Annotated in this window: 12 protein-coding genes; 3 read left to right on the top strand and 9 right to left on the bottom strand. The window is 70.1% G+C overall.

From position 1 onward, the window contains the following. A complete protein-coding gene (locus ACF1DX_RS13945) occupies positions 1-213 on the bottom strand; it encodes a hypothetical protein (RefSeq protein WP_391791408.1) in 213 nt (70 codons plus the stop codon). Between the two features lie 105 nt (positions 214-318). Here ACF1DX_RS13945 and ACF1DX_RS13940 point away from each other — a divergent pair, with 105 nt between their 5' ends. After that, positions 319-1,338, top strand: coding sequence for a helix-turn-helix transcriptional regulator (locus tag ACF1DX_RS13940; protein ID WP_391791407.1), 1,020 nt, complete (start codon positions 319-321; stop codon positions 1,336-1,338). On the opposite strand, the gene ACF1DX_RS13935 is transcribed toward ACF1DX_RS13940, so the two are convergent. The 7 genes from ACF1DX_RS13935 to ACF1DX_RS13905 form a co-directional block, all read right to left on the bottom strand. After that, positions 1,313-2,332 carry a LuxR C-terminal-related transcriptional regulator gene (locus tag ACF1DX_RS13935; RefSeq protein ID WP_391791659.1) on the bottom strand — a complete coding sequence of 340 codons (1,020 nt, stop codon included), beginning with the start codon at positions 2,330-2,332 and terminating at the stop codon, positions 1,313-1,315. The two genes, ACF1DX_RS13940 and ACF1DX_RS13935, sit on opposite strands and share 26 nt — an antisense overlap. A 294-nt stretch (positions 2,333-2,626) precedes the next feature. Further along, positions 2,627-3,742, bottom strand: coding sequence for a sugar ABC transporter substrate-binding protein (locus ACF1DX_RS13930; protein WP_391791406.1), 1,116 nt, complete (start codon positions 3,740-3,742; stop codon positions 2,627-2,629). Positions 3,743-4,007: 265 nt separating this feature from the next. Further along, positions 4,008-4,457, bottom strand: a complete 450-nt coding sequence (locus tag ACF1DX_RS13925) for a heat shock protein transcriptional repressor HspR (RefSeq protein ID WP_073933147.1) — start codon at positions 4,455-4,457, stop codon at positions 4,008-4,010. A 6-nt stretch (positions 4,458-4,463) separates the two neighbouring features. Continuing rightward, positions 4,464-5,642 (bottom strand): molecular chaperone DnaJ, encoded by a 1,179-nt coding sequence (dnaJ, locus tag ACF1DX_RS13920; protein ID WP_391791405.1) that lies wholly within the window; start codon positions 5,640-5,642, stop codon positions 4,464-4,466. 36 nt (positions 5,643-5,678) lie between these two features. Continuing rightward, positions 5,679-6,347, bottom strand: coding sequence for a nucleotide exchange factor GrpE (gene grpE / locus ACF1DX_RS13915; protein ID WP_391791404.1), 669 nt, complete (start codon positions 6,345-6,347; stop codon positions 5,679-5,681). Continuing rightward, positions 6,344-8,188, bottom strand: coding sequence for a molecular chaperone DnaK (dnaK, locus tag ACF1DX_RS13910; protein WP_391791403.1), 1,845 nt, complete (start codon positions 8,186-8,188; stop codon positions 6,344-6,346). The genes grpE and dnaK overlap by 4 nt, the downstream gene beginning before the upstream one ends. A gap of 93 nt (positions 8,189-8,281) precedes the next feature. Then, positions 8,282-9,319 (bottom strand): MraY family glycosyltransferase, encoded by a 1,038-nt coding sequence (locus tag ACF1DX_RS13905; RefSeq protein ID WP_391791402.1) that lies wholly within the window; start codon positions 9,317-9,319, stop codon positions 8,282-8,284. Between the two features lie 270 nt (positions 9,320-9,589). Here ACF1DX_RS13905 and ACF1DX_RS13900 point away from each other — a divergent pair, with 270 nt between their 5' ends. Then, positions 9,590-11,872, top strand: coding sequence for a heterodisulfide reductase-related iron-sulfur binding cluster (locus ACF1DX_RS13900; RefSeq protein WP_391791401.1), 2,283 nt, complete (start codon positions 9,590-9,592; stop codon positions 11,870-11,872). Positions 11,873-11,998: 126 nt separating this feature from the next. Here the strand turns inward: ACF1DX_RS13900 and ACF1DX_RS13895 are convergent, their stop codons facing one another. Continuing rightward, positions 11,999-12,229, bottom strand: a complete 231-nt coding sequence (locus tag ACF1DX_RS13895) for a hypothetical protein (protein ID WP_391791400.1) — start codon at positions 12,227-12,229, stop codon at positions 11,999-12,001. Between the two features lie 106 nt (positions 12,230-12,335). On the opposite strand from ACF1DX_RS13895, the gene ACF1DX_RS13890 reads away from it, so the two are divergent. Then, positions 12,336-13,790, top strand: a complete 1,455-nt coding sequence (locus ACF1DX_RS13890; protein WP_391791399.1) for an FG-GAP-like repeat-containing protein — start codon at positions 12,336-12,338, stop codon at positions 13,788-13,790. Positions 13,791-13,874: the final 84 nt, after the last annotated feature.

Below are 13,874 nucleotides of genomic sequence, written 5' to 3'. Positions count from 1 at the left end.
TCAAGCCCACACGCTGTCATCCGTAAGAGCGGGGCCGGCCCACACGCTGTCGGCCATGACCGCGTTCTCCGCGACGATCGGCGCGATGATCGGCGGCCACACACTGTCCGCCCTGACGTCCGCCTTCGTCTCGGAGAGGCCGCCCGCTATCCCGAAGGCCACACCGACGGAGAAGGCGGCGACAAGCACCGAGCGAAGCATTTTCTTACTCATAGTCGGCTTCGTCCTCACTTGAAGGTCCCCTCTGTCCCCCGTCCAGTACGACGATGGCTCATTCGGGCACATCATGGCCACACGATCGGTGCATCATGTTCCTGCATGTTCAGGACCCTGTGGGGTGGAGATTTGGGAACAAAACAGACCAAGGCGGTACATCCTCACACGGTGACCGAGCTGTGCGAGGAGGGGGTGCGACTGTACGCGAATGCCCTCCGCGCGGGACGTATCGCCCGCGCCGACGTGGAACCCGCACCCTGCTTGATGGACTTCGCCCTCCTTCATCCCGATCCCGACGACGCCCAGTGGCTGCGTCCGGTGCTTCCCTCCGTCGCGCTCTCCCAGCGGCTGAACCCCCTGGAACGCGAGATCACCGAACGCCGGCGCCTGTCGATAGAACTCGCCGACACTTTCGAGCCGTTCATGTCCCTGAGCGTCCAGGAGATCGCGCCCACCCACTCGATCACCGTGCTCGAGGGCAACGACCGCATCAACAGCGCGCTGGACCTGGCCACCTCCCAGTGCCGGACGGAGATGCTCACCGTCCAGCCGAGCGGACACCGGCCCGAACGCAGCCTGCTGCAGGGGTTCGAGCGCGACCGGCTGCTCGTCGAACGCGGTGTGCGCATACGCACCCTCTACCAGCACACCGCCCGGTTCAACCCCGAGCGCCTCTCCTACGTCGAGCAGTTCGCCAACGGCAGGGCGGAGTACCGCACCATCGACGAGCTGGTGGAGCGCCTCATCATCTGCGACGAGACGGTCGCCTTCATCCCCGTGCGCGACGACCGCCAGGTCGCCCTGGAGCTGCGGCACACCGGCCTCGTCCGCTATCTGAGCAAGGTCTTCGAGTTCATGTGGAGCCGCGCGGTCCCGCTGACCGCCGGCACCCCCTACGAGACCGCGCCCGACGGCATACCGGAGATACAGCACTCCATCGCCAAGCTCCTGGTGGAGGGCCACGTGGACGAGGCCATCGCCCGCCGCCTCGGCATGAACGTACGGACGTGCCGCGCCCACATCGCCAAACTCGCCGCCACCCTCGGCAGCGGCAGCCGGGCCCAGCTCGGCTACCTCATCGCGGAGTCCGGGATCCTCAACCAGGAGGGTGCACCGCGGTGACGGCGGGGCGCCGGAAGCCGTCCAGGCCGGCCTGGGCGATGCGGACGCCGAGCTGCGTACGGCTGGCCGCGCCCAACGTCTCCGACAGGCGGGCGATGTGGGCCCGGCAGGTCCGCACACTGATGCCGAGGCGTTCCGCGATCACCGCGTCCTGATGGCCCTCCGCGAGCAGGGCCGCGATGGACTGCTCCCGGTGCGAGATGCCCTCGATGCCGGTGTCGGGCAGCGGGGCGGTCAGCGGGATGGCGAGCCGCCACAGCCGGTCGAAGACCGTGCCCAGGTACTCCACCAGCGCCGGGTGGCGCAGCTCCAGCGCCATGGTGCGCTCGGCGTTGGCGGGGATGAAGGCGACCGTGCGGTCGAAGAGGATCAGCCGCTCGATCACCTCGTCCAGGGTGCGCGCCTCCACCGCGTCGCCCATCAGCTCCAGGTAGCGGAGCAGTCCGTGCCCGTGCCGGGCGACGTGCGTGTACAGGTCCCGCATGCGCACGCCCCGGCCGCGCAGCGCCGTCGCCCGGTGCAGGCCCTCGGACAGCTCCGCCTCGCGCCGGATGCCGCCCGGCTGGACGGTGAGCACCTCGGTGGTGCACGCCTGGGTCGCCTCGTCCATCGCCGCCTGGATGCGGGCGAGCCCGTCCAGCACCCGGATCGCCGGGCCCTCCGCCGCCGTCGGTGAGGCGGGCGTCCGGTGGCCCAGACCGGCGTACCGCTCGAAGGCCTCGACGGCCGACCCGACCCGGCGCCGGCTCGCGTTCACCTCGTCGTACATCCCGCGCAGCAGCCGGGTCATGACCTCCTGCGGAGGGGTGGGGACGAGCCAGTCCATGTCGTCGGGATCGGGGTGCAGCAGGGCCAGTTCCAGCAGGCAGGGCACCGGCTCCGCGTCCCGGCGCGGCAGCCGTCCGCGCCGTACGGCCCGGGAATACACGCGATCCCCGGCCTCGCACAGTCGGTCAGCACCGTGTGGATGCCCGTCCGTCCCGTGCCCGGCCATCGCCCATCCCACCCCCGGTTCAGCCACTTTCCGCAGCGCAACTATGCGCGGCCGGAACCGGCTGTGCAACACGGGCAGGGTCCGGAGCCGGGATCAGGCCGGATCAGGGAGCGGGGTCTGGTGCCGTGCGTCGCAAGGCGGAGGAGGGCGCCAGGGCGGAGCCCTGGCAACCGACGACAACACGACGAGGCACGGTGCCAGGGCCCGCGAGCCCGGCCTGATCCCGGCGCCGGACCCGAGGTCCGGCACCGGCCGGAGGGCCGGTGGGTGGCCGGATATCGACGGGAGGGGCGGCTACTTCAGCTTGATCGCCTCGCAGGCCGCCGCGAACTCCGCGGTGCAGATGTCCGAGACGTCGTAGATCCCGTCGGCGACCACGGTGTCCTCGATGTTGTCCTTGGTCAGCGCGACCACGGGCACGAGCTGCGCCGGGATGTCCTTGACGGTGGGGCTGTCCACCCGCTCGCGGGTCAGCGCGTCGAACTGGATGTCCTTGCCCTGGACCTTCGCCACGGCCATCTCGGCGGCGTTCTCGGCCTCGTCCGGGTAGGACTTGTACACGCTCATGTACTGCTCGTCGGCGAGGATGCGCTGCACCGCCGCGAGTTCGGCGTCCTGGCCGGTGATCGGGGGCAGCTCGGTCACGCCGGCGGCCTTGAGCGCCTTGACGATGCCGCCCGCCATGCCGTCGTTGGCGGAGTAGACCGCCTCGATGTCGCCCGCGCCGATCGCGTCGATCGCCTCGGCCATGTTGGCCTGGGCGTTCTCCGGCTTCCAGTCCTTGGTGTCGTAGGACTTGGCGATCGTCACCTTGCCCTTGAGCTCGGAGAGCGCACCCGCCTTGAACTGCTTGGCGTTGGGGTCGGTCGACGAGCCGTTCATCATCACGATCTTGTCGGTGATGCCGGGTTCCCCGAGCGACTCCAGCAGGGAACGGCCCTGCACCTCGCCGACCAGCTCGTTGTCGAAGGAGATGTACGCGTCGATCGGGCCCTCGGCGAGCCGGTCGTAGGCGATGACGGGGATGCCCGCGTCGTCGGCCTTCTGCACGCTGTCGGCGATGGCGTGCGAGTCGACCGCGTCCAGCACGATGACGTCGACCTTGTCGTCGATCATCTGCTGCATCTGCTCGGCCTGCTTGCCGGCGTCCGCCTCGGCGTTGGCGTACTCGACCTTGCCCTTCTTGTTGGTGAGCGACTCCACCTTCGTCTTGAAGATGGGGTAGTCGAACTGCTCGTACCGGGTGTTGGCCTTCTCCGGGAGCAGCAGTCCGACGGTGATGTCCTCGCCCTTGGTCGGGCTCGCGTCGTCGCTGCTCCCCGTCGCGTTGAGCACGCCGCATCCGACGAGCGTGACGGACATGGCGGTGGCGGCCACGGATATGGCGATACGACGCATGCGAGGGCTCACTTCAGGTGCGTTTCGGACGTGGGCTCAGCTTTGCGGCCCATGTGACTGAAAAGCCAACGCTTCAGCCCCCGCCGGAGTCAAGGTCGGCCACTTAACGAAATAAACACGGCACGGTGCGCCGAACTCGTGAGAGACCTGCGGACGTCCGGCGGGAATCATCTGGACACGCAGCCATACGATAGTCACACACGCACCTGTGCTTAAGCCGGGAGGCCCGGAGGTTCGGTGAACCTCCGGGCCTCCCGCGGCGCTCCGGGCCGGCGCCTCAGTCCGGCTGCTGCCGCTTGGGCCGCCACACCACCAGCGCGCTGGTCTGCTGCACCTCCTGGTAGGGCACCAGGTCACGGCGGTACGAGGCGTGCACCGCGGCCTCGCGCTGACGCATCGCCGCGGCCGCCCCGTCCAGGGCGTTCTCCAGTTCGGCCGCGCGGGCCTGGAGGGCGGCGACCTGGTTCTCCAGTTCGATGATGCGCTTGATTCCGGCCAGGTTGATGCCCTCGTCCTGCGACAGCTGCTGCACCTGACGGAGCAGTTCGATGTCACGGGCCGAGTAACGGCGGCCCCGGCCGGCCGTGCGGTCCGGCGACACGAGACCCAGCCGGTCGTACTGCCGCAGCGTCTGCGGGTGCAGGCCGGAAAGCTGGGCCGCCACCGAAATGACGTAGACCGGGGTGTCCTGGGTCAGTTCATACGGATTGCGTCGACGGCCGTCCATCTGAAATCAAGCTCCCTTCGCGGCCTGGAACAGCTCCGCCCGCGGATCGTCGTCCGCGGTCGCCTCGCGATACGCCTCCAGCGCGTCACGAGCCTTCCCCGACACGTCCTTGGGAACACTCACCTCCACGGTGACCAGCAGATCGCCGCGGGTGCCGTCCTTGCGGACCGCGCCCTTGCCCCGCGCCCGCATGGTGCGCCCGTTGGGCGTGCCCGGCGGCAGCTTCAGCGTGACCGGCGGACCGCCCAGCGTCGGGACCCGGACCTCGCCCCCGAGGGCGGCCTCGGGATACGTCACCGGGACCGTGACGGTGAGGTTGTCGCCCTTGCGGCCGAACACCGGGTGCGCGCCGACGTGCACGACGACGTACAGATCGCCGGCGGGGCCGCCGCGCTCGCCCGGCGCGCCCTTGCCGCGCAGCCGGATCCGCTGGCCGTCGCTGACGCCCGCGGGGATGCGCACCTGCATGGTCCGCGAGGACTTGGCCCGGCCGCTGCCCTTGCAGATCTCGCAGGGCTCCTCCGCGATCAGACCGCGGCCCTTGCAGTCGGGGCACGGGTCGGTGAGCGAGAAACCGCCGCCGGAGCCCCGCGCCACCTGGCCGGTGCCGACGCAGGTCGGGCACACGCGCGGTGTGCCGTTCTTGTCACCGGTGCCCGAACACGCCTTGCAGGGCGCCTGCGACGACATCCGCAACGGGACGGTCGCGCCCTCGATCGCCTCGGTGAAGCTGAGCGTCACCTCGGACTCGATGTCCTGGCCGCGCCGCGGCTGGGTGCGCGTACCGGTACCCGCGCCGCCGCGGTTGAACAGGCCCCCGAAGACGTCACCGAGGCCGCCGCCGAAGCCGCCCGCCTGCTGGCCGCCGGCCTGACCCCCGAAGAGGTCACCCAGGTCGAAGTTGAAGGAGCCGCCGCCCGCGCCCGGCCCCGGGCGGAAGCCTCCGCTGCCGAAGAACGCGCGCGCCTCGTCGTACTCCTTGCGCTTCTTGGGGTCGCCGAGGACGTCGTTCGCCTCGGAGATCTCCTTGAACCGCTCCTCCGCCTTGGCGTTGCCCTTGTTGGCGTCCGGGTGGAACTCGCGGGCGAGCTTCCGGTACGCCTTCTTGATCTCGGCCTCGGTGGCGTCCTTGGGGACGCCGAGGACCTTGTAGAAGTCCTTCTCGATGAAGTCCTTGGTGCTCATCCCCGACGTCCCTCCTTCCCTGCGTCAGCTCCTGCGTCAGCCCTCCTCCGGGCCACCGCTCTCCTTGTTCTCCGAGTCGGCCTGCGCCTCGGTGCTCTCCTCGTCCGACTTGACCGTCTGCGCGCCGGGCTGCGGCTCGGCGACGGCCACCCGCGCGGGGCGGATGGTGCGCTCGCCGATCCGGTACCCCGGCTGCAGAATCGCCACGCACGTCGTCTCGGTGACGTCCGGCGCGTAGCTGTGCATCAGCGCCTCGTGGATCGTCGGGTCGAAGGGCTCGCCCTCCTTGCCGAACTGCTGGAGGCCCATCTTGGCGATGATCGTCTCCAGCGACTCCGCGACGGACTTGAAGCCGCCGACCAGCTCGCCGTGCTCCCGCGCGCGGCCGACGTCGTCGAGCACGGGGAGCAGCTCGCTCAGGAGGTTCGCCACGGCGATCTCCTTCACGGCGATCCGGTCGCGCTCGACCCGGCGGCGGTAGTTCTGGAACTCGGCCTGGAGGCGCTGGAGGTCCGCCGTGCGCTCGCTGAGCGCCGTGCGCGCCTGGTCCAGCTGGGCCACCAGTGCCGCTTCCTGGCCCGTGTCCCCGGCCGGGGCCGCCGCCTCCTCCGCGGAGGGCTGGGCGGCGGCCTTCGGCTCGGCTTCGTCGGAGGGGACGTCGGGCTGCTGCGACTGCTCGTCGAAGCCCGGGGTCTCCTCGGTCACGCCGCACCGTCCTTGCGGTCCTCGTCGACGATCTCGGCGTCGACGACGTCGTCGTCGGCCCTGGCCTCACCGGCACCGGCGGACGCGCCGCCGGCGGCCTGCCCGGCCTGGGCGTCGGCGTACATGGCCTGGCCCAGCTTCTGGGAGACGGCGGCGACCTTCTCCGTGGCGGTGCGGATCTCGGCGGAGTCGTCGCCCTTGAGCTTCTCCTTCAGCTCGGCGACGGCCGTCTCGACCTCGGTCTTGACGTCACCGGGAACCTTGTCCGCGTTGTCGGCGAGGAACTTCTCGGTCTGGTAGACGAGCTGCTCGCCCTGGTTGCGGGACTCGGCGGCCTCGCGGCGGGCGTGGTCCTCCTCCGCGTACTTCTCGGCCTCCTGGCGCATCCGGTCGACCTCGTCCTTCGGCAGCGAGGAGCCGCCGGTGACGGTCATCTTCTGCTCCTTGCCGGTGCCGAGGTCCTTCGCCGTGACGTGCATGATGCCGTTGGCGTCGATGTCGAAGGAGACCTCGATCTGCGGGACGCCGCGCGGCGCCGGGGGCAGACCGGTCAGCTCGAACATGCCGAGCTTCTTGTTGTACGCCGCGATCTCGCGCTCGCCCTGGTAGACCTGGATCTGCACCGACGGCTGGTTGTCCTCGGCCGTGGTGAAGATCTCGGAGCGCTTCGTCGGGATCGTGGTGTTGCGCTCGATCAGCTTGGTCATGATGCCGCCCTTGGTCTCGATGCCGAGGGACAGCGGGGTGACGTCGAGCAGCAGGACGTCCTTGACCTCGCCCTTGAGGACACCGGCCTGGAGCGCGGCACCGATCGAGACGACCTCGTCCGGGTTGACGCCCTTGTTGGCCTCCTTGCCGCCGGTCATCTCCTTGACGAGCTCGGCGACGGCGGGCATGCGGGTGGAGCCGCCGACGAGGACGACGTGGTCGATCTCGCTGAGCTGGATGCCGGCGTCCTTGATGACGTTGTGGAACGGCGTCTTGCAGCGCTCGAGCAGGTCCGCGGTCAGCTGCTGGAACTGGGCGCGGGTCAGCTTCTCGTCGAGGTGCAGGGGGCCCTCGGCGGACGCGGTGATGTAGGGGAGGTTGATCGAGGTCTCGGTGGACGAGGACAGCTCGATCTTCGCCTTCTCGGCGGCCTCGCGCAGACGCTGCAGCGCCATCTTGTCCTTGCCGAGGTCCACGCCGTGGCCCGACTGGAACTGCTTGACCAGGTAGTCGACGACGCGCTGGTCCCAGTCGTCACCACCGAGGTTGTTGTCACCGTTGGTGGCCTTCACCTCGACGACACCGTCGCCGATCTCCAGCAGGGAGACGTCGAAGGTACCGCCACCGAGGTCGAAGACGAGGATGGTCTGGTCGTCCTTGTCGAGGCCGTACGCCAGGGCGGCGGCCGTCGGCTCGTTGACGATGCGCAGCACGTTCAGACCGGCGATCTCGCCGGCCTCCTTGGTCGCCTGGCGCTCGGCGTCGTTGAAGTACGCCGGGACGGTGATGACCGCGTCCGTGACCTTCTCGCCCAGGTACGCCTCGGCGTCGCGCTTCAGCTTCTGCAGCACGAAGGCGCTGATCTGCTGCGGGTTGAAGGGCTTCCCGTCGAGCTCGATCTTCCAGTCGGTGCCCATGTGGCGCTTGACCGACCGGATGGTCCTGTCGACGTTGGTGACCGCCTGACGCTTGGCCACCTCGCCGACCAGCACCTCACCGTTCTTGGCGAAGGCGACGACGGACGGCGTGGTCCTGGCGCCCTCGGCGTTGGTGATGACGGTGGGCTCGCCGCCCTCCAGAACGCTGACGACGGAGTTAGTCGTGCCCAGGTCGATGCCGACCGCACGTGCCATTTCGATTCCTCCAGCTGACTTGAGTGGAACGGACTCAAGCATGCATGACACCCGGCGCCGGGTCAACAGAGCTGAGTCGAGCAGGCTCAACTCTTATCCGTTCCTTACGCGCAACCGCTCGCTGACCTGCGGTGACACCTCGGCAGATCGTTGACGGGGACGGAAAACAGGGGTGATGGGAAGGCGTACGAGCGCGAGGACGACCACCGCGGCGACCGCCGCCACCCACACCACCGCACCCCCGGACACCCGTCCGGTGTGCACGCCCACCCCCACCAGCACCCCGCCCAGCGCGCCGGCGCCGAGCAGGACGGTCACCGCGCGGGGGGCGAGCCCGAGCCGCCGCAGCCGGTGCCCGAGGTGGTCCGGCCGGCCGCGGGTCAGCGGCCACCGGGACAGCCGCCGCGCGAGGACCACCAGGACGGCGTCGGCGCACACCACGGCCGTCAGGGCGAACAACACCCCGGCACCGGTCCCGATTCCCTGCCCGGCCCGCACGAACACCGCCGCCGAGGCCACCACGAACCCCGTGAACAGCGAGCCGCCGGCCCCGAGGCCGGCCCGCGCGGGATGCCAGTTGTGCAGCAGGAACCCGGCGAGCGCGGCGGCCAGCACGCCCAGCAGGACCGCGATCCCGTCCATCAGCTCGGCCGCCGCGCAGGCCGCCACCCCGAACGCGGTCACCGCCCCCACGGTGCCGGCCAGCCCGTCGGCGTGGTCGAGCCCCCGGAACGCGGCGGTGACCGCCACGACCCACCCCACGGCGAGCACCCCCCGCACCACCCCGGTCTCCGCGTACGGCACGACGAGCGCCGCCGCCACGGCCGTACCGGCGAGCGGGACCCACCACCGCAGCCGCCACACGTCGGCGGCCAGCCCGAGGACGCCGATCCAGGCCCCGGCGGCCAGCAGCCGCCCGATCCCGGTACCGAGCGGGGCGTACCCCGCCCGGTCGCCGAGCCCCGCCACCAGCACGGTCGCGAGCACGACGGCCGTTCCCCCGGACAGCGGCAGCGCCAGACGGCGTCTGCGGTCCACGATTCCCAGGCGCAGGGCGGGGACCCGCAGCAGTTCCGCGAGGAGGGCGGAGAGCAGCAGGGAGGTGGCGGCGGCGGCGATCCCGTAGAGCACGGATATAAGTTAGGGGCGTATGGACCGATTTAGCGTGAATAACACGATCGGATCCCGGACGCCATCCGGGATGCCCCGGAGGTGCCGCCACAGGCGACCCTGAGCGATTCAGATCACCCCGTGCCCGGCTACAGTGCGACCGGAGATGGGGGTAATCTCGAACGGACTGCATAAGTTACCGCTTAGTAATCTCGGGGAAGCCGTAGTGGAGCCCCCGCGGAAGCCCGGAAATTTCCTCCCCGAAAACCCTCGCAGGCCCGAGGAGCCCCCATGCAACTCGCCGCGATCATCGTGTCGCTGGTCCTGACCGTGGTCGGCGTCGCGCTGCTCGCACGCGCGATCGGCCAGTTCGTCCGGTACTTCAAACTGGGCCAGCCGGTCCCGGCCGGCGCCCGGACCGACAATCCCTACCAGCGCAGTGTGACCCTGGTGCGGGAGTTCCTCGGCCACACCCGCATGAACCGGTGGGGTGTCGTCGGCATCGCCCACTGGTTCGTCGCCGTCGGCTTCCTGACCCTGCCGCCGACCCTCGCCCAGGCGTTCGGCCAGCTCTTCGAGGCCGACTGGGTGCTGCCGGTCATCGGCGGCTTCCTGCCGTTCGAGCTGTACATCGAGTTCATCGGCGTGATGACCGTGCTCGGCATCGCCGTGCTCATCGTGATCCGCCTGCTGAGCCTGCCGTCCCGCCCCGGCCGCAAGTCCCGCTTCGCGGGTTCCAAGGCGGGCCAGGCGTACTTCGTCGAGTACGTCATCCTCACCATCGGCCTGGCGATCTACGTGCTGCGCGGCCTGGAGGGCGCGCTGCACCACGTGGACCACTACGAGGCCGCGTACTTCGCGTCGTACCCGCTGGTCCTGGCTTTCAAGGGGCTGAGCGTCGCCGCGCTGCAGAACCTGGTCTACCTGGTCGCCATGATCAAGATCGGGACCTCGTTCATCTGGATGATCGTGGTCTCGCTCAACACCAACATGGGTGTGGCCTGGCACCGCTTCCTCGCCTTCCCGAACATCTGGTTCAAGCGCGAGGCCACCGGCGGGACCGCCCTGGGCGCCCTCCAGCCGATGACGTCCGGCGGCAAGCCGATCGACTTCACCGACCCCGGTGACGACGACGTCTTCGGCGTCTCCCAGGTCGAGCAGTTCTCCTGGAAGGGCCTGCTGGACTTCTCCACCTGCACCGAGTGCGGCCGCTGCCAGTCGCAGTGCCCCGCCTGGAACACCGGCAAGCCCCTCTCCCCCAAGCTCCTGATCATGTCCCTGCGCGACCACGCGCACGCCAAGGCCCCGTACCTGCTGGCCGGCGGCGGCAAGACCATGGAGGGCGAGGAGAAGGCGTCCGAGGAGCAGCTCGCGGGCGTGCCCGCGGCGGCACTGGCGGAGGCCGAGCGCCCGCTGATCGGCACCGCCGAGGAGAACGGCGTCATCGACCCCGACGTCCTGTGGTCCTGCACCACCTGCGGCGCCTGCGTCGAGCAGTGCCCCGTCGACATCGAGCACGTCGACCACATCGTCGACATGCGCCGCTACCAGGTCATGATCGAGTCCGCGTTCCCGTCCGAGGCGGGCACGATGCTCAAGAACCTGGAGAAGAAGGGCAACCCCTGGGGCCTGGCGAAGAAGCAGCGCCTGGAGTGGACCAAGGAGGTCGACTTCGAGGTCCCGGTCGTCGGCAAGGACATCGAGGACCTCTCCGAGGTCGAGTACCTGTACTGGGTCGGCTGCGCCGGCGCCCTGGAGGACCGCGCCAAGAAGACCACCAAGGCCTTCGCGGAACTCCTCCACATCGCGGGCGTCAAGTTCGCGATCATGGGCGGCGACGAGAAGTGCACCGGTGACTCCGCGCGGCGCCTCGGCAACGAGCCGCTGTTCCAGGAGCTCGGCATGGAGAACGTCATGTCCCTCAACGCCGCCTTCGGCGAGGAGATGGACGACGACGGCAAGGTCACGCCCGAGTCCGCCAAGCCCAAGTCGGCGAAGAAGATCGTCGCCACCTGCCCGCACTGCCTCAACACCCTCGGCAACGAGTACCCGCAGCTCGGCGGCGACTACGAGGTCATCCACCACACCCAGCTCCTCCAGCACCTGGTCGACGAGGGCAGGCTGATCCCGGTCACCCCGGTCGAGGGCCTCATCACCTACCACGACCCGTGCTACCTGGGCCGCCACAACAAGATCTACACGCCCCCGCGCGAGATCATCGGCAAGGTCCCGGGCCTGCGCAACGAGGAGATGCACCGCCACAAGGAGCGCGGCTTCTGCTGCGGCGCCGGCGGCGCCCGGATGTGGATGGAGGAGCGGATCGGCAAGCGCATCAACAACGAGCGCGTCGACGAGGCCCTCTCCCTCAACCCGGACATCGTCTCCACCGCCTGCCCGTTCTGCCTGGTCATGCTGACCGACTCGGTCAACGGCAAGAAGAACGACGGGAAGGCCAAGGAGTCCATCCAGGTCGTCGACGTCGCCCAGCTCCTGCTGGAGTCCGTCAAGACCCCGGCCGGCCCGGCGGGCGACGAGGAGAGCGAGAGCGCTCCGGAACCGGAGCCGGTGAAGTAACCCGTCCCGGGGCGACCGGTTCCCTCCGGTCCCGCCCCGCACCCTTCAGCGCCCCGTCCCGGCTCCGGCCGGCGACGGGGCGCTGCCGTACGGGACGGGCTTCACGCCCTTTCCGGCCGTCCTCGGTCATCTGGACCGCGCCCGGCTTCGCCCGTCGGCCGACCGGGCCGGCGCCGGCCCGAAGAAGCAGGTGGCAATCGCCGGGGCCGGGTTCTTCGGCCCTTCGGGCAGCAGCGTCCAGCGGCCACCGGATCCGCTCCGCACCCGCCCCGGCTTCACCGTTCCCTCATTTCTCCATTCCGTCATGTTCACGTACAACCCTCGGGTCCGCTCGAAGGTCTCCTGATCGGCGATCACCCGTGAACCTCAGGACAACTCAGGGCGAAACACGGGCAACACGGCGCCCCATGACCCGTGGACGACCGTTCCCGGCGACCGTCCCGCACACCGGCAGGAGACCTCCTTGCACAAGAACCTCCGCACCGCTCTCGCGACCGCCACCGCGGCCGCCCTCACCGGCGGCCTGCTGGTCGCCCTGGCCGGCCCCGCGTCCGCCGCCCCCTCGGGCATCGACAGCGACTTCAACGGCGACGGCTACCGGGACGTCGCCGTCACCGCCCCCCTCGCCTCCGTGGGCGGCAAGGGCAGCGCCGGTGCGGTGACGGTCCTCTACGGTTCCCCCCAGGGCGCCGGCGCGGGCAAGATCCAGACCCTCACCCAGGACAGCGCGGGCGTCCCCGGCGCCGCCGAGAAGGACGACCAGTTCGGCGCCCACACCGCGCCCGGCGACTTCAACGGCGACGGCTACGCCGACCTGGCCGTGGGCGCCCCGGGCGAGGACGCGGGCACCGACGCCAACGGCGGCACCGTCGTCATCCTGTGGGGCGGCTCCGGCGGCCTCTCCGGCGGCACCACCGTGTCCGACCCCACCCGCTCCGTCCACGACTGGTTCGGCCAGGTGGTCGCCGCCGGCGACTACAACGGCGACGGCAAGGCCGACCTCGCGATCGCCTCGGACATCAACAAGATCGACGTCTACCGCGGCGGATTCACCAAGTCCGGCTCCACCGGCGGCCGCTACACCATCACCGCGCCCATCCTGAAGGTCCCGGGCACCGACATCTTCAACCTCACCCCCGGCGACACCGACGCCGACGGCCGCACCGACCTGGTCGTCGACGGCTTCGAGGGCGACAGCGGGAGCGACTACTCGTACAACGCCAACTACTGGCTGCCCGGCTCCTCCTCCGGAGTCACCGCCTCGGGCGCCCAGAAGCTCCCCGCCGGCGTCATCTCCGACATCGGCGACGTGAACGACGACGGCTACGGCGACATCGTCATCGGCAACTCGTGGGACCCCAGCACGGAGACCCCGGGCACCGCCAAGGGCGGGTCGGTGGACGTCGTCTACGGCACGTCGTACGGCCCCGACGGCATCGAGCGCGTCAACCAGAACAGCTCCGGCGTGCCCGGCAGCAACGAGACCGGCGACAACTTCGGCTACGAGGTCTCCCTCGGCGACATCAACGGCGACGGCCACGACGACCTCGTCATCGGCGCGCCGGGCGAGGACCTGGGCGAGTTCGAGGACGCCGGCATGGTCACCGTGCTCTACGGCGGGGACACCGGCCTCCTGGAGACCGGCTCCCAGTCCCTGCACCAGGACACCCCGGGCGTCCCCGGCGGCAACGAGAAGGGCGACGGCTTCGGCGGCGAGGTCCTCCTCTCCGACGTCACCGGCGACGGAAAGGCCGACCTGACCGTCGGCCTGCCGTGGGAGAACGACTCCAACGGCTACGCCGTCACCTTCAACTCCGACGGCCTGCAGATCAACGCCACCGGCCGCGGCATCGGCCTCGGCACCGTCGGCCTGTCGTCGGCGGGCTACCCGATGTTCGGCTTCCACGTCAACGGCTGACACGGCTGACCGTTCCGGCCGCCGCCGCGGGCCGGGACCGGCGCTCACCGCCGGTCCCGGCCCGCGGCACACGAAAATCCCGCG

Origin of the sequence: Streptomyces sp. NPDC014676 (assembly GCF_043084105.1) — a bacterium.
Taxonomy (GTDB): Bacteria; Actinomycetota; Actinomycetes; order Streptomycetales; family Streptomycetaceae; genus Streptomyces.
The sequence above is the reverse complement of the archived record's forward strand: the minus strand, read 5'-3'. Positions and strand labels throughout refer to the sequence as shown.

What these genes read in the sequence shown, in the direction of transcription:
- ACF1DX_RS13925 (WP_073933147.1), bottom strand. Translation starts at nt 4,457, where the DNA reads ATGGACGGCCGTCGACGCAATCCGTATGAACTGACCCAGGACACCCCG.
- ACF1DX_RS13940 (WP_391791407.1), top strand. Translation starts at nt 319, where the DNA reads ATGTTCAGGACCCTGTGGGGTGGAGATTTGGGAACAAAACAGACCAAG.
- ACF1DX_RS13900 (WP_391791401.1), top strand. Translation starts at nt 9,590, where the DNA reads ATGCAACTCGCCGCGATCATCGTGTCGCTGGTCCTGACCGTGGTCGGC.
- dnaK (WP_391791403.1), bottom strand. Translation starts at nt 8,188, where the DNA reads ATGGCACGTGCGGTCGGCATCGACCTGGGCACGACTAACTCCGTCGTC.
- ACF1DX_RS13935 (WP_391791659.1), bottom strand. Translation starts at nt 2,332, where the DNA reads ATGGCCGGGCACGGGACGGACGGGCATCCACACGGTGCTGACCGACTG.
- dnaJ (WP_391791405.1), bottom strand. Translation starts at nt 5,642, where the DNA reads ATGAGCACCAAGGACTTCATCGAGAAGGACTTCTACAAGGTCCTCGGC.
- ACF1DX_RS13945 (WP_391791408.1), bottom strand. Translation starts at nt 213, where the DNA reads ATGAGTAAGAAAATGCTTCGCTCGGTGCTTGTCGCCGCCTTCTCCGTC.